This window comes from Pseudarthrobacter sp. rb, assembly GCF_056389225.1.
In genome coordinates this window covers 227,193-243,570 of record NZ_JBWJAR010000005.1, presented here as the reverse complement: position 1 = coordinate 243,570, position 16,378 = coordinate 227,193, and the positions used below count along the sequence as shown (strand labels likewise).

At 66.8% G+C, this 16,378-nt stretch carries 15 protein-coding genes; 8 read left to right on the top strand and 7 right to left on the bottom strand.

The genetic code is table 11. The annotated features are described in order from the left end of the window. Positions 1-42 precede the first annotated feature (42 nt). The 3 genes from ACWRN3_RS09435 to ACWRN3_RS09425 all read left to right on the top strand — a co-directional run bounded on the left by ACWRN3_RS09435 (position 43) and on the right by ACWRN3_RS09425 (position 1,827). On the top strand, positions 43-876 hold the full coding sequence (locus ACWRN3_RS09435) for an aldo/keto reductase (protein ID WP_255174180.1): 834 nt from the start codon (positions 43-45) through the stop codon (positions 874-876). 132 nt (positions 877-1,008) lie between these two features. Beyond that, complete coding sequence (locus ACWRN3_RS09430; protein WP_018769627.1) at positions 1,009-1,275, top strand: GlsB/YeaQ/YmgE family stress response membrane protein; 267 nt, start codon at positions 1,009-1,011, stop codon at positions 1,273-1,275. 126 nt (positions 1,276-1,401) lie between these two features. After that, a complete protein-coding gene (locus ACWRN3_RS09425) occupies positions 1,402-1,827 on the top strand; it encodes a YtxH domain-containing protein (RefSeq protein WP_324643903.1) in 426 nt (141 codons plus the stop codon). A 168-nt stretch (positions 1,828-1,995) separates the two neighbouring features. Here ACWRN3_RS09425 and ACWRN3_RS09420 read toward each other — a convergent pair whose 3' ends face one another. Then, on the bottom strand, positions 1,996-2,859 hold the full coding sequence (locus tag ACWRN3_RS09420) for a putative protein N(5)-glutamine methyltransferase (RefSeq protein WP_476740453.1): 864 nt from the start codon (positions 2,857-2,859) through the stop codon (positions 1,996-1,998). A 171-nt stretch (positions 2,860-3,030) separates the two neighbouring features. On the opposite strand from ACWRN3_RS09420, the gene ACWRN3_RS09415 reads away from it, so the two are divergent. Both ACWRN3_RS09415 and ACWRN3_RS09410 read left to right on the top strand, forming a co-directional pair. Beyond that, positions 3,031-4,092 (top strand): lactonase family protein, encoded by a 1,062-nt coding sequence (locus ACWRN3_RS09415; RefSeq protein ID WP_476740452.1) that lies wholly within the window; start codon positions 3,031-3,033, stop codon positions 4,090-4,092. A 187-nt stretch (positions 4,093-4,279) separates the two neighbouring features. Beyond that, positions 4,280-7,426: an alpha-amylase family glycosyl hydrolase gene (locus ACWRN3_RS09410; protein ID WP_476740451.1), complete on the top strand. Its 3,147-nt coding sequence runs from the start codon at positions 4,280-4,282 to the stop codon at positions 7,424-7,426. A gap of 69 nt (positions 7,427-7,495) precedes the next feature. On the opposite strand, the gene malQ is transcribed toward ACWRN3_RS09410, so the two are convergent. Together malQ and ACWRN3_RS09400 are read right to left on the bottom strand one after the other, a co-directional pair. Next, on the bottom strand, positions 7,496-9,718 hold the full coding sequence (gene malQ / locus ACWRN3_RS09405; RefSeq protein WP_255174176.1) for a 4-alpha-glucanotransferase: 2,223 nt from the start codon (positions 9,716-9,718) through the stop codon (positions 7,496-7,498). A 175-nt stretch (positions 9,719-9,893) separates the two neighbouring features. Continuing rightward, entirely contained in the window at positions 9,894-10,628 is a 735-nt protein-coding gene (locus ACWRN3_RS09400; RefSeq protein WP_255174175.1) for a GAF and ANTAR domain-containing protein, read from the bottom strand. Between the two features lie 179 nt (positions 10,629-10,807). Between ACWRN3_RS09400 and ACWRN3_RS09395 the strand changes: the two genes are divergently transcribed. The 3 genes from ACWRN3_RS09395 to ACWRN3_RS09385 all read left to right on the top strand — a co-directional run bounded on the left by ACWRN3_RS09395 (position 10,808) and on the right by ACWRN3_RS09385 (position 12,815). Then, complete coding sequence (locus tag ACWRN3_RS09395) at positions 10,808-11,854, top strand: aldo/keto reductase (protein ID WP_255174174.1); 1,047 nt, start codon at positions 10,808-10,810, stop codon at positions 11,852-11,854. A gap of 36 nt (positions 11,855-11,890) precedes the next feature. Next, positions 11,891-12,424: a DUF488 domain-containing protein gene (locus ACWRN3_RS09390; protein ID WP_476740450.1), complete on the top strand. Its 534-nt coding sequence runs from the start codon at positions 11,891-11,893 to the stop codon at positions 12,422-12,424. Positions 12,425-12,518: 94 nt separating this feature from the next. Continuing rightward, entirely contained in the window at positions 12,519-12,815 is a 297-nt protein-coding gene (locus ACWRN3_RS09385) for a DUF3040 domain-containing protein (RefSeq protein WP_255174172.1), read from the top strand. Here the strand turns inward: ACWRN3_RS09385 and ACWRN3_RS09380 are convergent. From ACWRN3_RS09380 to ACWRN3_RS09365, 4 genes are all read right to left on the bottom strand, one after another. Further along, the gene (locus tag ACWRN3_RS09380) at positions 12,726-13,781 is read right to left on the bottom strand and encodes a DMT family transporter (RefSeq protein ID WP_476740475.1); all 1,056 of its coding nucleotides are present in this window, start codon (positions 13,779-13,781) and stop codon (positions 12,726-12,728) included. The two genes, ACWRN3_RS09385 and ACWRN3_RS09380, sit on opposite strands and share 90 nt — an antisense overlap. Positions 13,782-13,822: 41 nt before the next feature. Further along, a complete protein-coding gene (locus ACWRN3_RS09375) occupies positions 13,823-14,419 on the bottom strand; it encodes a TetR/AcrR family transcriptional regulator (RefSeq protein WP_476740449.1) in 597 nt (198 codons plus the stop codon). A 68-nt stretch (positions 14,420-14,487) separates the two neighbouring features. Continuing rightward, positions 14,488-15,564, bottom strand: a complete 1,077-nt coding sequence (locus tag ACWRN3_RS09370) for an L-idonate 5-dehydrogenase (RefSeq protein WP_476740448.1) — start codon at positions 15,562-15,564, stop codon at positions 14,488-14,490. Then, positions 15,564-16,334 (bottom strand): SDR family oxidoreductase, encoded by a 771-nt coding sequence (locus tag ACWRN3_RS09365; protein ID WP_476740447.1) that lies wholly within the window; start codon positions 16,332-16,334, stop codon positions 15,564-15,566. Before ACWRN3_RS09365 ends, ACWRN3_RS09370 begins: the two co-directional genes overlap by 1 nt. Positions 16,335-16,378: the final 44 nt, after the last annotated feature.

Sequence of the window (16,378 nt, the reverse complement as noted above, 5' to 3'; positions counted from 1 at the left end):
GCACTTGGAGCCGGGACGGCCGGGAGGGGGCAGACTGATCGCATGACACTTGCACCGCTCATCGAACTCAATGACGGCAACAGGATTCCGCAGCTGGGGCTTGGCACCTGGCCGCTGGACGACGAACAGGCGGGCGCCGCCGTCGTACAGGCCGTGGAAGCCGGGTACCGGCATATCGACACCGCCGTGAAGTACGGCAACGAACGCGGTGTGGGCAACGGCATCAGGGCCAGCGGCGCGGACCGCAGTGAGCTCTTCATCACCACCAAGCTGGACGGCGAATTCCAGGGCCACGACCGTGCCGTAGCCGGCCTCGAGGGGTCGCTGGCGCGTCTTGGGCTTGATTACGTGGACCTGCTGCTGATCCACTGGCCCCTGCCCGGCAGGGACCAGTACGTCTCCACGTGGCAGACCTTTGAACGGCTGCAGGCGGAGGGAAAAGTCCGGTCCATCGGAGTGTCCAACTTCAAGCCAGCGCACCTCGAACGGCTGATGGCGGAGACTGACGTAGTGCCGGCGGTAAACCAAATCCAACTCAGCCCGGCCATCACGCGGTCCGCCGAGCGGGAATTCCATAGCCGGCATGGCATTATTACTGAGTCCTATAGTCCGCTGGGCGGCTCGGGAGCGGGTTTGTTGGGCGCTCCCGTCCTTTCCCAACTGGCGGAAAAGCATGGGAAAACCCCTGGCCAACTCGTCCTTCGGTGGCACATACAAAACGGATTGGTAACGATTCCGAAGACCGCTTCGCCGGACCGGATGGCGGAGAACCTGGACGTGTTTGATTTCGCCCTGGACCCGCAGGATCTAGCGGAATTATCGATCCTTGACGAAGGTCCCGGATCAGGCAACGACTCGGACAAAACAGGACACTGAAACCAGCCTGAACTGCACTCTTTTCCAAAAACGGGGTTGGCAAATAGATAGTAAGCATGATTACTATTGAGCCAGAAGGATGAAGTGCCTCCGGAACCTGGAGGCCTCCTTTACTTAGGAAGAGAGCTTCAAATGGGATTTATTGCATTTCTGATTCTCGGACTTATTGCTGGTGCGATCGCTAAGGCGATCCTCCCGGGCAGGCAGGGTGGCGGCTGGGTCATCACTCTGATCCTGGGCGTCGTTGGCGCATTCCTCGGTGGCTGGCTGGGCGGGATGATCTTCGGCAGTGGACTGCAGGAGTTCTTCTCGATCCAGACGTGGCTGCTGGCGATCGTCGGCTCGCTGATCGTCCTTGCCATTTACGGCATGGTCACCAAGCGCAGCGCCCGCGGATAACTGCACGGGCAAGCCAGGAAGCCGGCCTGGGGACATCATCCCCAGGCCGGCTTTCATTTTCCCCGGCCACGGGCGCCCGCTGCCCCGGCCGGGACTGACAACCTTCTCGCAGAGCAGGAGTTCATCGTGAAAAACAAGCTTCTTTTGGGTGTAGGCGTTGCCGTGGGATACGTCCTCGGTTCGCGGTCAGGCCGTGCGGCTTACGACAAGCTGAAGGCCCGCGCGGCCGGCATCTGGGACAGCAAGCCGGTCCAGGACAAAGTGTCCGTGGCGACGGAAACCATCAAGGAAAAGGCGCCTGAAGTGGCAGACCAGCTTGGGGAAGCCGCACGCAGGGCAGGCACCGTGATTGGCTCTGCGATGCACCGTGACGGCGCATCCGGTGGCAGCCAGGCCTCAGGACCCTCTACTGCTGCTGCCGCTGGTACTTCCACCGGCACTTCCGGGGCCGGCGACGCCGGTGCCCTGGGCGGGGACCACATCCCAGCCCACAGCACCCACCCGGAGACCACCAACCTTGGTACCTCCGATGGGACCGGCACGAAGTCCTGATTGCCGCAGCGGCACCGTTCATTACGCACGGGCCGCCGCGTGACATGGGCGTGGCACGCCTTTGTGTTACAACTGAATCGCCTTGCCGGCCGTCGCGATCCTTGGGGGACGCGGCGGCCGGCAGTGCTTAAACCCCGGCAGCGCTTAAACCACAGCCAGGTTTTCCACTTAGGGGTTTTGGGACTCGTACTGTCCCACGACCACCGTCCCATCCAGCTCTTCCGACCGCACGGTGCGGACGGTGAACCCCGCTGCGGCCAGGATTTTGGAGGTGCCGGCCGACTGCCGGTCACTGGTTTCGATGAGTAGGCGGCCGTGGGGAACCAGCCAGTGAACGGCCCCGGCGGCGACCCGTCGGTGGAAGTCCAGGCCGTCAGGGCCTCCGTCGAGCGAGGCAACAGGTTCGTAAAGGCGCGCTTCCGGAGGCATGGTTCGAATTGCTTCCGTAGGGACATACGGCGCGTTGACGGCGAGCACCCCGACCCGCCCGTGCAGCGCCGGCGGGAGGGCTGCGAACAGGTCACCCGCATGAACATGGCCGCCCAGGGGATCCAGGTTCCGCCGGGCGCACCTTACGGCAGCGGGCTCGATATCCGCTGCATGCAGCTCCACCTGGGGGGCACGGCGAAGAATTGCAGCTCCCACGGCCCCGGACCCGCAGCACAGGTCAACCACAACCGGCGGCGCAGGCAGTGCTCCGTCCGTCAGCAGAACCAAGGCCTCATTGACCAGCAGTTCCGTGCGGCGCCGTGGCACGAAAACGCCGGGCTCAACCACAACGCGGCCACCGGCAAACTCAGCCCAGCCCAGGATGGGCTCCAGGGGAACACCCTCCATACGGCGCTGGACACTGCGTGAAAGTTCCTCGGGGCCAGCGCCCTCAGCGAGCAGGAGCCGGGCCTCGTCTTCGGCGAAAACACAACCGGCAGCACGCAACAGGGAAACGATCCGGCCGAAGCCCAACAACGGGGACCGGCCGTGAACAGCGCGCAGTCCGGGAGGAGGCTGGGCAGCGCCCTCCGGCCAGCCCACGGGCACCTCCACGCGGGCTAGGCCCAAGCCCCAGAAGGGCGTCGGGTGTGGACAATCGACATCCATGCAGCCATGACCGCGCCCGTCTCCCTTCTGCCACTGCCGAAAATCCCATGCTAATCGGCGGCCCGGGGTACGGGAATAGCGGCGAAACCTTGGCAGGATTGGACCATGACCAACGGCGCAGCCAACAACAATGCAGCCACCAACATCCTGTGGATCGGCGCGTACACCCCCGACGGCGGCGGCCGCGCGGACGGCATCGGCGCCGTCCGCGAGCACCAGGACGGCAGCCTGGAATGGTTGGGAACGGCCGTCGAAGCGCAATCGCCGTCGTTCGTTGCTGCACACCCAACCCTGCCGGTGGTGTACGCGGCGGCTGAGCAGCGCAGGAAAGTCCGGGCATACCGCCGGCACGGCGAAGCCGCCCTGGAACCCTACGGGGAACCACAACCGGCCGGCGAGGCCACCTGCCATGTTGCCGTTGACCCGCACGGCCGCTTTGTCACTGCCGCGTGCTGGGGCGACGGGCAGGTTCTGCTCTACGAGCTGGGTTCCGACGGCGGCATGGCCGGGCGGTTCCCGGCCGCACCGTCGGTTGATCCCCACGCTGCCCTTTCTCCCGGCAGCCCGAGGCAAAGCCGCGCCCACGCGAGCCTGATGCTGCGGGACGGCCGGGTGATGACCACAGATCTGGGCCATGACACCCTCCGCATCTGGACCTACCAGGCGGGTGCAGGGCTGGTGGCGGACCACGAGGTGGTCCTCCCCTTCGGCTGCGGCCCGCGCCACCTGGTGGAGCACCCGAACGGGAACGTCTTCATCGTGGCGGAGTACTCCGTGGAAGTCTTCGTGGTCCGTCCCGAGGCCGGCACCTACGAGCTGGTCTTCCGCGGACCTGCGACGGCGGGCGGAAGCCAGCAAGGGGACTCCGCCGCCGAGATCTGCCTGGGCCCGCAAGGAAACTTCGCCTATGCCGGCGTGCGCGGCTCCAACCTCATCAGCGTCCTGGAGGTTGCCGGGGATGGCACCGAACTGATCCCCGTCAAGGACTTTGACAGCGGCGGGAACTGGCCGCGCCACCACCTTGTCCGCGGAAACTGGCTCCACGTGGCGCACGAACGATCACACAACATCGCGACCTTTGAGCTGGATCCCATCACCGGCCTTCCCGGACCGGTGCTGCACAACCTGCATGCCGCGTCGCCCACCGCACTGATAGCCGCCGGCTAGCACTTCAGGTCCCCGCGGAAGCTTCCCGCGCCAGCGCGTTCCCTAAACACTGGAGTAATTCAGTGCAAGCGCTTACAGTTGTGACTTGGTTCACAAGACAGCATGCTGTTCTTCGAACCCTCCTGCCGCATCCCCATGTCAACGGCAAGCCTGTACAGCAGCGCTGCTTCCCAGGAAGGTCTCACCCTTGTTATTCCGCACCCCTCCCGGCGCGCCCCCACGCGCCCACCTGCCGGCAGGTCCGGCAGGGACACCGCACCCTCCAACCACCCGGCCAACCCGGAAACGCGTTGCTGGCCGGTCCGCCGCCGGCCTCCTGGCGGCCGCCGTCGCAGTCTCCGCAGCAGTCCTCCCGGCGCAGGCCGCCCCCAACGGTCCAGGGTCCAACGACCCGGGCAGCAGGAACCAGGGATCCGCGCCCGCCCTGCATTCGCTGCGCGGTCCCGTGACGGATGAAAACTTCTACTTCGTCATGGCGGACCGGTTCAGCAACGGCAGCACGGCCAACGACCAAGGCGGCCTTGGCCCCGATCCCATGGTCTCCGGCTTCGATCCCACAAAGAAAGGCTTCTACAACGGCGGCGACCTGGCCGGCCTCCGAAACAAGATCGACTACATCCAAGGCCTGGGCACCACGTCGATCTGGCTGACCCCCAGCTTTAAGAACAAGGCAGTCCAGCCGGAAGACAAGTCAGCCGGTTACCACGGTTACTGGGTCACCGACTTCACCCAGATCGATCCGCACCTGGGCACCAATGGCGAACTCAAGGCCCTGATTGACGAGGCCCACGCCCGCGGCATGAAGGTGTACTTCGACATCATCACCAACCACACGGCTGACGTCATCGGCTACCAGGAGGGCGACCGCAAAGGCTACGTCTCCAAGGACGCCGTCCCGTACAAGACGGCCTCGGGCGAACCCTTCGATGACCGCGACTACGCCGGCACCGGGACCTTCCCCCAGTTGGACGCGAACACTTCATTCCCTTACAAACCCGTCCTGACACCCGGCGAAGAAAACCTCAAAGTGCCGGCCTGGCTGAACGACCCCACGCTGTACCACAACCGGGGCGACACCACCTTTACCGGCGAGGACTCCATGTACGGTGACTTCTTCGGCCTCGATGACCTGTTCACCGAAAACCCCAAAGTGGTGCACGGCATGGAGGACATCTACAAGTCCTGGATCGGCGACTTCGGCGTGGACGGCTTCCGGATCGACACCATGAAGCATGTCAACAACGAGTTCTGGCAGGAATTCGGCCCCAACGTCCTCAACTACGCCAAAGAGCACGGCAAGGACGAGTTCTTCATGTTCGGCGAGGTCTTCGACACCACCAAGAGCTTCACGTCCCAGTTCACTACCCGCAACAAGATGCAGGCAGTCCTGGACTTCCCCTTCCAGGATGCGGCCCGCAACTTCGCGTCCAAGGGCCAGGACGCCAAGGCCCTGCAAACCTTCTTCGCCGGGGACGACTGGTACACCGACGCCGACTCCAACGTCTACGAACTGCCAACCTTCCTGGGCAACCACGACATGGGCCGCATCGGCAGTTTCATCAGCCAGGACAACCCGGCCGCCAGCGATGCCGAGAAGGTGGCCCGCGACGAACTGGCCCACGAGCTGATGTACTTCTCCCGCGGCAACCCGGTGGTGTACTACGGCGACGAACAGGGATTCACCGGCCCCGGCGGCGACCAGGACGCCCGCCAGACACTCTTCGCAAGCAAGGTCCCGGACTACCTCCACGACGACCTGTTGGGCACGGATGCCACCCACGCCACGGACAACTTCAACCCTGGCCATCCGCTGTATGCGAAGATCCGCGACCTGGCCGCCCTCACCAAGGAGCACCCGGCACTGCGGAACGGCGCCCACCAGCACCGCTACGCCTCGGACGGCCCAGGCATCTACGCCTTCTCCCGCACGGACGCCCAGGACCAGCGCGAATACGTGGTGGCCCTGAACAACAGCGCCCAGCCGCAGACGGCCGAAATCCCCACCTACATTGCCAAGCGCAGCTACACGCGCATTTACGGCGAAGGGGCCGACGAGGCCAAAACCTCGGAGGACGCCAAGCTGACGGTCACCGTGCCGCCGCTTTCCGCCGTCGTCTACGAATCCTCGGGGCGGATCCCGCACTCAAAGGCTGCACCCGCCGTCGCCCTGCAACAGCCGGCCGCAGCCCCAAGCGACAACGGGCGCATCAACGTGACGGCCGACGTCGACGGTACTTCGTTCTACGAGGTCACCTTCGAGGCCCGAACGGCAGGCGGCCAGTGGCAGCCGATCGGCACGGACGACACCGCCCCGTACCAGGTGTTCCACGACGTCGCGGCCCTGGACGCCGGCACACCCCTGGAGTACCGCGCCACCGTGCTGGACAATGGCGGCCACACCGCCACCAGCCAGAGCCGTCAAGCAAGCGTCCCCGCGCCAGTGCTGACCCTGCAGAAGCCAGCCGAAGGCAGCAGCGTGGAAGGAAAGGTGGAGCTGAGCGCCACCGCCGATCCGGAGAAGGCCAGCCACGTGGTGTCCTTTGAGCGCAGCGTGAACGGCGGAGACTGGACGGCGGTGGGGACCGACTCGTCGTCGCCCGTGTACTCGGCAACCGATGATGTCTCCACGCTGGCTGACGGCACGAAGGTCCAGTACCGGGCCGTCATGGCCGGCACGGGCTTCAGCGTCACCAGCGGCACCAGGACCGTCACGGTAGGCCAGGCGCCGCAGCCCGACTCGGTCACGGTGGCCGGATCACTGAACCAGGCCATGGGCTGCACCGCGCAGTGGGATCCGGCCTGCCCGCAGGCAAAGATGGTCCTGGACCCGGCGGACCGCATCTGGCGGCTGACCGCGGAACTGCCGGCCGGGAAGTACGAATACAAGGCCGCGCTCAACGGCGGCTGGGACGAAAACTACGGTTCCGACGGCCAGCTGAATGGCCAGAACATCGTGCTGGACCACCCCGGCGGACCGGTCACCTTCCGCTACGACAACAGCACGCACCTGCTCAGCGCCGTCTACGCGTCGCAGCAGCCGTCCGCCGTGGCGGCGGCCGGAAGCATGGACAGCGAGCTGGACTGCGCCACCGACTGGGAGCCGGCCTGCCAGCGGGCCCAGCTGGTCCTGGACCCGGCAGACCTCGTCTGGAAGCTCACCGTGCCTGACCTGCCGGCAGGGAGCTACGAGTTCAAGGCGGCCCTCAACAAGTCATGGGACGTCAGCTACGGGGCCGGCGGGGCAACGCCCGGAGCCAACATCGTGTTTGAGCACGACGGCGGCCCGGTCACCTTCCGCTACGACCACTTCACCCACGTGATCACCGCACGCTAGTTCAGCGGAACAACCACCATGGCCCCGCCGCTTACGGAAGCGGCGGGGCCATGGTGGTTAACCAGCCAGTCAGGACCCGTGTAGGGATCCCTCCACGGCAGCGAGCAGTGCGTTGAAGCGCTTATTGCCGGGGAGGTCGTCCAGGTAAACCGGCCTGCCGTCCGGGCCGCCCAGCGGAACCTGCCAGTTTGGATACAGGGCTTCCGTTGTTCCGGGCTGGTTCTGCACCCGCCGCTCCCCCACCGCGTCCACCAGTGCCACACCGAGCAGTACAGACGGTGCCTGGGCCAGCAGGAGGTGCAGCGCCTCGATGGTGTGCTCCTCCGCCGACTGCGCACCGGCTCCGCCGGCTGCCCCCTCGGAGAGGTACCCGCGTTCGCGCAGCAGGGCAAACATCTTCTCCAGCGACGCGTTGTGCTCGGCCCGTTCTTCCTCCTCAGACCGCTCCAGCAGTCCCAGCCGGCTCCGCAGCCCCACGTGGTCCCCTGCAAGGTAGCCTGCCGTGGGCGGAAGGTCATGGGTGTTTACGCTTGCGAGCGCCTGCGTACGGTACTTTTCCGGCGCAAGGGGCGACTCGCCGTCGTACTCAAACCAGAGGATGGACGTACCCAGGATGCCGCGGGCCGCGAGGTAGTCACGCACCCAGGGTTCGAAGGTGCCCAGGTCCTCTCCGATCACCACGGCCCCGGCGCGGTGCGCCTCAAGGGCCAGGATGCCGATCAATGCCTCGTGGTCGTACCGGACATAGGCACCGTCCCCGGGCGCGTTCCCCATGGGAATCCACCACAGCCGGAACAGGCCCAGGATGTGGTCCACGCGGATGCCGCCGGCGTGCCGGAGCACGTTCGCCAGCATGTTGCGGAACGGTTCGTAACCGGCCTCGGCCAGGCGGGCCGGGTGCCATGGCGGCTGGCCCCAGTCCTGGCCCTGCTGGTTGTACATGTCCGGCGGCGCGCCCACGCTGGTGTTCGGGGCCAGCACACGGCCCAGCGTCCACGCGTCGGCACTGTTGTGGTCCACGCCGACTGCAAGGTCGTGCACCACGCCCAGCCGCATGCCGGAGCGGAGCGCCACCTGCTGGGCGTTTTCCAGTTGCTCATCGCAGATCCACTGCAGCCAGCGGTGGAACCCGATCCGGTCCGCCAGCTTCTCCCGCAGCGACTCCGCCTCAGGTGTTCCGATGGCGCACGCCGGATCCGCCCACAACGGATCACCGGGCGCCAGGTCCTCGCGGATGGCGGACCAAAGCGCAAAATCATCCAGCCCGCTGCCGGAGATGCGGCAGAACTCCTCGAAGGCGGCTTGCCGGGAGGGCGAACGCCGCGTGTGGTACAGCATCTCCAGTGCCTGCAGCTTGGCCGCATAGACAGCGTCCCGGTCCAACCGCGCAGCGTCCCGGTTCAGGCCGGCCACTTCCTCGTGCAGCTTTTCCAGCGCCGCCCGTTTCCGGGGCCGGAGGTACGCCAGTTCGGGGATGGCCTCGATGCGGATGTACAGCGGGTTGAAGAACCGGCGGGTGGACGGCGAATAGGGCGAGGGCTGGACGGGCGGGACGGGCTCCGCCGCGTGCAGCGGGTTGACCAGCACATAATCGGCCCCGCGCGCACCGCTGATGGCCGCCAGGTCCGCCAGGTCCGCAAAGTCGCCGATGCCCCATGACCGCTTGGACCGGACCGAATACAGTTGCGTGGCCAGCCCCCAGCCGCGGCGTTCCTCCAAAGGTTTTGCCGTCGTTAGCCGGGCGGGCGTGACCACCAGGACGGCACTGGCCGTGGCGCCCTCTGCCTCCGCATGCAGGGTGTGCCAGCCCAACGGCAGGTCCTCGGGCAGGGAGAACGTGGCACGTCCGGTGGAGACGCCGTCGACCTCCCGGGGCTGGATCCAGATGTCCTGCTGGAGCGCCTCCCTGGATCCGGCTCCCCCTTCAAGGTTGATGGTGAGGCTGGCTGTGGCACCGTCCCGCACGTGGACCGGAACCTGCGCCGGTTCGCCCTGCTTGATGACGACGGCGGGTGGCAGCATCCGCCGCCAGGGCGCCAGTTCCACCTCGGCCAGGGCGGCCTCGATGTGCTGGTTGGTGTGGGCCTCGACTCCCAGCGCCGCCAGCACTTTGATCAGCGTCGGTTCGGCAACGGAGTGCGGAAGGCCGTCCCAGCCCTGGAAGGACGTGCCCACGCCGTGCGCGTCGGCCAGTTGCTGCAGCAGGTGCGGATCCACCGGCCCTGGCGCCGCGGCTGGAGGGTCTGCGGGCGTCGTTGGCCGTGCTGCGTGCTGCTGGTCTGAAGCCGTCATGGGCGTCCGCCTCGTCTGTGATGGTCCCGGAACTTACAGTGCTGCCTGTCGTGCCGGGCGCTCACACCCCCGTGCACAACCGTTGGTTCAGATTATTGCAGCGCGGCGCGGAGGCGAAACCCAGGCGGCATACAAGCGGGTCAAGACCGGTTTATAGGGAGTGGATCCGGGCTGCCTACGGATCGAAGTGCGTCGTCACCGGCCCGGTACTCACCCTGCCAAGGACTTCAGCGGCCAGGTCCCGCAGCTTCTGGTTCCGGTGGCTGGATGCCTTGGTGAGCAGGGCCATGGCTTCATCCTGGGTACACCGGTTCTGCGCCATGATCACCCCGCACGCAAGGTCGATCGCGGTGCGGTTCGCCATCGCGGCCTTCAAGTCGTCCGCCAGGTTCTGGGCGTCCGCGATCCGCAGGGCCAGTCGAAGCGCCCGGCCGGCAAGGTCCGCAAACCCCTCCGCCGTGCGGATGACATTGGGGGCAAAGACGTCGGGCTCCGCGGCGAAGAAGTTCAACGCGGCCGCCTGGTTCCGGTCGAGCGCCAAAGGCACGCCCAGCACGCTGCGGCAGCCGTTGTCGGCCAGCACCTTCTGGTATTCAGGCCAGCGGGTATCGGTGTGGACGTCGGACAGGACCATGGGCTTCATTGCGTCCAGGGAGGCGATGCACGGCCCTTCCCCGAGGGCCTGTTCCAGCTTGTCCAGCACGACGGCCCGTTCGCTGCTGCCGGCAATGGTGGCGCTGCGTTTGCGGCGGCGGAGCGTGACCCCGCATTCGATGAAGACGCCCGCTGCATCGCTGAGCGCTGACGCGGCAACAGCGGAAAGCTCGGACAGGAAGTCGGCCACGTTGCTGCTGCCGATAATGAGGTCGTGCAACTGGACGAACTGTTCATCGCTGCTGAGGATGCCCATGCCCTCAATATAGGCGTTGTTCCCTCCTCCTTTGTGCGCCACAAAACGTCATCCCCGCTGCCCCGGTTACTCCATGCGACGAAAAGAGAAGGACTAAAACGGAAATCTGCGGCCGCCTGCCTGATCTGTGTAGCGTCGTGACGATCCAGGGGACGGCAACTGAATGGAGGAGACCGGAGATGAGCCTGAGCGAACTGCGGGTGTTTGGACGGTCGGGAACCCCCATCAGTCCCCTCACCCTTGGGACCATGAATTTCGGTGAGGGGACCGGCAACGGCCAGGGTGCACCCACCGGGGCCGACGAGAGCATCCGCATCATCCACGCGGCCCTGGACGCCGGCATCACCGCGGTTGATACCGCCGATGTCTACTCGCAGGGCGAATCGGAGCAGGTGGTAGGCCGCGCACTCCGGGGACGCCGGGACGACGTCTTCCTGGCCACCAAGTTTCACGGCCAGATGAGCCGCAACCCCGCGCATTCCGGGAACTCCCGGCGCTGGATCATGCAGGCTGTGGAGGGCAGCCTCCGCCGGCTGCAGACGGACCGGATCGACCTCTACCAGGCCCATCGGCCGGACTACAACACCGACGTCCTGGAAACCATCACCACCCTGAACGACCTCATCCGCCAGGGCAAGATCCTGTACTACGGCACCTCGGTGTTCACGCCGGCGCAGCTGGTGGAGGCACAATGGCTGGCCACCACCAACCACCTGATCCCGCCGGTGGGCAACCAGGTCCCGTATTCCATGCTGGTCCGCGGCAATGAACGCGACGTGCTGCCGATTGCCCAACAGTACGGCCTGGGTGTCCTTGCGTACGGGCCCCTGGCGGGCGGCTGGCTTTCCGGCAGTTTCGTGCTGGAATCGGGCAAGCCGCCCACCCGCGTCCATACGCTTCCCGGCCGGTACGACCTGTCCGGACCGTCCAGCGAGCGGAAGCTGCTCGCCGCAGACTCCTTGGCCCGCCTGGCGGACAAGCTGGAGCTGTCCCTGGTGGACCTGGCGGTGGGGTTCGCCCTGACCCACCCCGCCATCAGCAGCGTGATCATCGGCCCCCGCAGCGAGGAACACCTCCAGGCGTACCTTCGCGCAGCCGACGTCCAGCTGGGCGAGACAGTACTGGACGCCATCGACGACCTGGTGCCCCCGGGCACCAACTTCGTGGAGCGGGATGCGGGCGCCATCGTGCCGTCCATCGAGTTCGCCGAATTACGACGACGGTAGCCGGCTTCTGCGGGCCACCCCGCCCACGTGCCTATCATGGCTTCGATGAAGGCCCTGTTCACCGTAGGTCACGGCACCGCGTCCGAGGAGGACTTCGCCGGGCTGCTCCGCAGCGCCGGAGTGACGTCCCTGGTGGATGTCCGGATCGGCCCGGGCAGCCGCAAGTACCCGCATTTCGGCAAGGACCGTTTGGCCCTGTGGCTTCCGGAGGCGGGCATCGACTACCGCTGGGAGAAGCGGTTGGGCGGGTTCCGCAAGCTGCTCCCGGACTCTCCGGATACGGCCCTCCGCAACGAGTCGTTCCGCGCCTACGCAGGCTATATGCGCAGTGAAGACTTCCTGGCGGCAGCCGCAGAACTGGTGGCAGGCTCCCAGGCGGCAACCACCGCAATCATGTGCAGCGAAACCCTGTGGTGGCGCTGCCACCGCCGCCTCATCGCGGACCATTGCGTCCTGCTGGCCGGCCTGCCCGTTGAACACCTGATGCCGCCGGCCAAGGCAGTTCCGCACGTTCCCACCAGAGGCGTACGGGTAACGGGCGATGAGCTGCGTTACGACGTCCTGGAGTGAGGGCAGTGCCGGGCCGCTGCACCTATTGACTAACCGGTAGAAGGCTCCTACGGTCGATACCGTTACCGCCTCCCAGGGAAAACAGGGGCCCGCCATGCCAATGTCCGATGAGGAGCGACGCCTGCTCAAGGAGCTCGAACTGGGGCTGATCGCGGACGATCCCCACCTGGCCATGGAACTGCTGTCCGGCTATCCCGCGCGGCGTTTCCCCGCAGGCCTGTTCCCGGGGATCCTGGCGGCCCTGATCGGCGTGGTGCTCGTCTTTGCAGGGGCCGGGGTCCCTGCCCCGGGCGCGGTGGTGCTAGGGATTCTGCTGCTGGGGCTGGGCGCCTGCCTGCTGCTCGGCCCCACGGTACTGGCCCGGAGCGCGGGTCGGCAGCACACCGGCTGATTCCGCAACAGGCCGTTCTGTTGCCCGTGACTGTGCCGCTGCGGGTGATGATGCCGTTGCGGGGGCCAGTGCGCGGGTGCGTGGGGTCAGGATGAACAAGCTGGCCAGGACGACGGCGGCGCCAAGCCAGCCGAGCGCCGGGAGCCTTTCACCCACCACCAGCACGGCCAGGACAGCAGCCACCACGGTCTCCAGCAGGGAGAGGCTGGTGGCCGTGCTCGCCCCCACGCGGGCCAGGCCCCAGCCGAAGAGGACATACCCTGCGAACATCGGCACCACAGCCATGTAGGCCCCCACGCCCGCGTTGCCCCAGGACTGCAGCAGCGGGCCGCCCGTCACCGCGAGGACAGGCATCAGGAGGAGTCCGCCCAGCCCGAAAATGCTGCCCATGGCGGCCCTGGGGGTAACACCGTGACCGGTCATGCGGTGCGCCGCCCAGGAATACAGGGCATAGGTGGCGCCGGCCAGCAGCCCAAGGAGGATTCCCGCCGTCGAACTCCAAGCCGTGGCCTCCCCCGCAGCAGCCGGAGCAGCTGGAACCGGTGATGACGCTGCGGGGGCATGCCCGGCAAAGGAGAGCAATGCGGCGCCGCCGACTCCCAGCAGGGCCCCAAGAATCCATTGCCGGCTCAGCGGTTTCCTGTCCGCGAAGCGTTCGATGAGCGCTGCCGCCACGGGGGCCGAGCCGATGGAGACGACGGTTCCCACCGCTACGCCGGAGAGGTGCATCGAGCTGTAGAAGGCCAGGGGGTAGGTGGCCACGGCCGCGGCACCGAGCGAGACCAGGCGCCACCGTGCGAGCAGGCTGCCCGCCTGGAGGCCGATGTGCCGTGCAGCGAAGAGCGCCTGCAGCAGGCCGCCCAGTCCCATTGCCACGGCGCCAATGGCCAGCGGGCTCACGGCGGGGGCGAAGGTGGCCGCGGTCCCGGTGGTGCCCCAGAGGACGGAGGCAGCCACCACGGACATTGCCCCCCACCGTTGGGCCTTGGGGTGGTGGCGCTCGATGCTCACAGGGCGTCCAGCAACTGTCCGGCCATGCGCCTGGCGTCCTTCAGCGGACCGTCATTGCCTTCCAGCCCGGCGCGGGCCATGGCGCCTTCGAGCAGGAACGCCAGGTGCGCGGCGATGGCGGGGACCTGTTCCTCCCGCTCCGGCAACAACCCCGACACGTGCCCGGCCAGGAGTTCCTGGACTTCTTCCTTGTGGCGGCGCACGACGTCCCGGCCGGGATCGCCGGCCGGCAGTTCCGCGGCGGCGTTGAGCAAGCCGCATCCCCGGAAGCCGTGCTCGTAGGCGAAGTTGGCGTGGTCCAGGTAGGCATCGAAGACGGCCAGGACCTGGCTGCGCGGTGTCGGCGCCGTTTCCAGCCGCTTGCGGTACAGGCCGAGCCATTCCTCGTGCCTCGCCTCAAGATATGCGGCCACCAGGTCCGCCTTGGAAGTGAAGTTGTTGTAGAGGCTCTTTTTGGCCACTCCTGCTTCGGCAGTGATGGTATCGATCCCGGTGGCCGCGACGCCGTGGGCATAGAAAAGGCGCGCCGCAGCGTCGAGCAGGAGCTCCCGGGCGGGGCGCCGGGCAGGTGATGAAAGTCCTGAAGCTGCCATAGTTCACTCCTCGCAGAGGTGGTAGGTAGCCCAGTCTACCTACCACCTTCGCTCAGGAGAAGTTCTCCTCATTGGGCCTGCCCCTCATCGCCGAAAGAGAGGAGCACCTTGCCGGAACTGGTGGAGTCCTTGGCGACTTCGAAGGCGTGGAGGGCGTCGGCCAGCGGGAATTCGTGGGTGATGACGGGCTCGATGTGCAGGGACCCGTCGGCGAGGGCGGCGATGACATTGTCGATCTCGTTGTTGAAGCGGAACGAGCCGAGCAGCTGCAGTTCGCGGGTGATCGCCAACGAGATGGGCACCGGCTGGGCACCAGTAGGCAGCAGGCCGACCATGACTACGGTGCCGCCGCGCACCGCGCCGCGGATGGCCGAGGCCAGCCCGTGATGGTTGCCGGAGGATTCGATCACGACGTCGGCCTCCACGGCGGCGATGGCTTCGGTGTCCGCGGCGTTGATGACCTGGTCCGCGCCCACGGCCGTGGCGATCTCCAGCGGCTTGGGATGGAGGTCGACGGCGGTGATGCGGGCGGCGCCGGCGCGTTTGAGGACTGCGACGGTGAGGGCGCCGATGGGGCCGGAGCCGATGACCAGCGCGGTTTTCCCACGGACGTCCCCGGCCCGGGACACCGCATGCCACGCGACCGAGGCCGGTTCGATCAGTGCCGCGGTGCGCAGGTCGATGCTGTCCGGGAGCGGGCGGAGCATCCGGACGGGCAGCGTGACGTAGCGGCTGAACGCCCCGTCCGTGTGCGGGTAGCGGGCCGCGCTGCCCAGGTACGTGCAGCCAGGGGACAGGTTGGGCCGGTCCTCCGGATAGCGCGCGGCGCCTGGACCAGGCGTTGCGGGGTGGACGGCGACGGCGGTCCCTGCCTGCGGACCGGAGCCATTCGCCGCGGGGCGCACCACCACGCCGGAAATTTCGTGCCCCAGGACCAGCGGCGCCTTGAGGATGGACTCCCCCGCCGCACCGTGCAGCCAGTAGTGCAGGTCGGAACCGCAGATGCCGCCGTAACGGACCTCGACCACCGCCTCGTCCGGCGCCGGTTCGGCTAGCGGGACCTCATCGATCCGCAGGTCGCCGGCGGCATGGGCCACCAGCGCCGGACCGGTGGCGGGCAATGCGACATCAAGGGACGGTGCCATCAGACCACCACCGTCATTCCGCCATCGATGAAGATGGTTTGTCCGTTCACGAAGTTGGAGCCGTCCGAGGCCAGCCACACCACGGGTCCGGCCAGATCCTCCACGGTGCCCCAGCGGTGCGCGGGTGTCCTGCCGAGGATCCAGGAGTTGAACTCCCCGTCATCCACCAGGTTCTGGGTCATTTCGGTGTGGATGTACCCGGGAGCGACGGCGTTGATCTGCAGCCCTGAGGCGGCCCATTCTGCGGTCATGGCGCGGGTGAGGTTCCGCAGTCCGCCCTTGGCAGCGATGTACGGGGCGATGGTGGGGCGGGCCAGGTCGGCCTGGACAGAGCAGATGTTGATGATCTTGCCGCGGCCCCGGGTGATCATGTGCCGGGCGGCTTCGCGGCCCACCAGGAATGCGCTGGTGAGGTCCGTGGAGAGGACGCGTTCCCAGTCCGCCACATCGAGATCCAGCATGGGCACCCGGTGCTGGATCCCGGCGTTGTTCACCAGGATTTCGAGCGGCCCTACATTGTCCTCGATCCAGCGGATGCTGCGGGCGGCAGCGTCGTCGTCGGTGACGTCGAAGGCCACGCTGTGGATTCGGCCCGGCGGGAAACCTGCCGCCATGGCCGCTTCGGCGTCCTTGAGCCGCTCGGGGTTGACGCCGTTCAGCACTACTGTTGCTCCGGCGTCGGCCAATGCCTTGGCAAGGGCCGAACCGATGCCCCTGCTCGAACCGGTGACCAGGGCTATGCGCCCCGTAAGATCAAAAAGCCCTGTCATGTCCTGGTTACTCCCTCTTCATTGTTGTTTCGTACCGCTGCCTG

Coding starts and splice junctions, on each gene's coding strand:
- ACWRN3_RS09400 (WP_255174175.1), bottom strand. CDS start 10,628: ATGGGCATCCTCAGCAGCGATGAACAGTTCGTCCAGTTGCACGACCTC.
- ACWRN3_RS09390 (WP_476740450.1), top strand. CDS start 11,891: ATGGCTTCGATGAAGGCCCTGTTCACCGTAGGTCACGGCACCGCGTCC.
- ACWRN3_RS09385 (WP_255174172.1), top strand. CDS start 12,519: ATGCCAATGTCCGATGAGGAGCGACGCCTGCTCAAGGAGCTCGAACTG.
- ACWRN3_RS09415 (WP_476740452.1), top strand. CDS start 3,031: ATGACCAACGGCGCAGCCAACAACAATGCAGCCACCAACATCCTGTGG.
- ACWRN3_RS09435 (WP_255174180.1), top strand. CDS start 43: ATGACACTTGCACCGCTCATCGAACTCAATGACGGCAACAGGATTCCG.
- ACWRN3_RS09430 (WP_018769627.1), top strand. CDS start 1,009: ATGGGATTTATTGCATTTCTGATTCTCGGACTTATTGCTGGTGCGATC.
- ACWRN3_RS09380 (WP_476740475.1), bottom strand. CDS start 13,781: ATGTCCGTGGTGGCTGCCTCCGTCCTCTGGGGCACCACCGGGACCGCG.
- ACWRN3_RS09395 (WP_255174174.1), top strand. CDS start 10,808: ATGAGCCTGAGCGAACTGCGGGTGTTTGGACGGTCGGGAACCCCCATC.
- ACWRN3_RS09365 (WP_476740447.1), bottom strand. CDS start 16,334: ATGACAGGGCTTTTTGATCTTACGGGGCGCATAGCCCTGGTCACCGGT.
- ACWRN3_RS09375 (WP_476740449.1), bottom strand. CDS start 14,419: ATGGCAGCTTCAGGACTTTCATCACCTGCCCGGCGCCCCGCCCGGGAG.
- malQ (WP_255174176.1), bottom strand. CDS start 9,718: ATGACGGCTTCAGACCAGCAGCACGCAGCACGGCCAACGACGCCCGCA.
- ACWRN3_RS09370 (WP_476740448.1), bottom strand. CDS start 15,564: ATGGCACCGTCCCTTGATGTCGCATTGCCCGCCACCGGTCCGGCGCTG.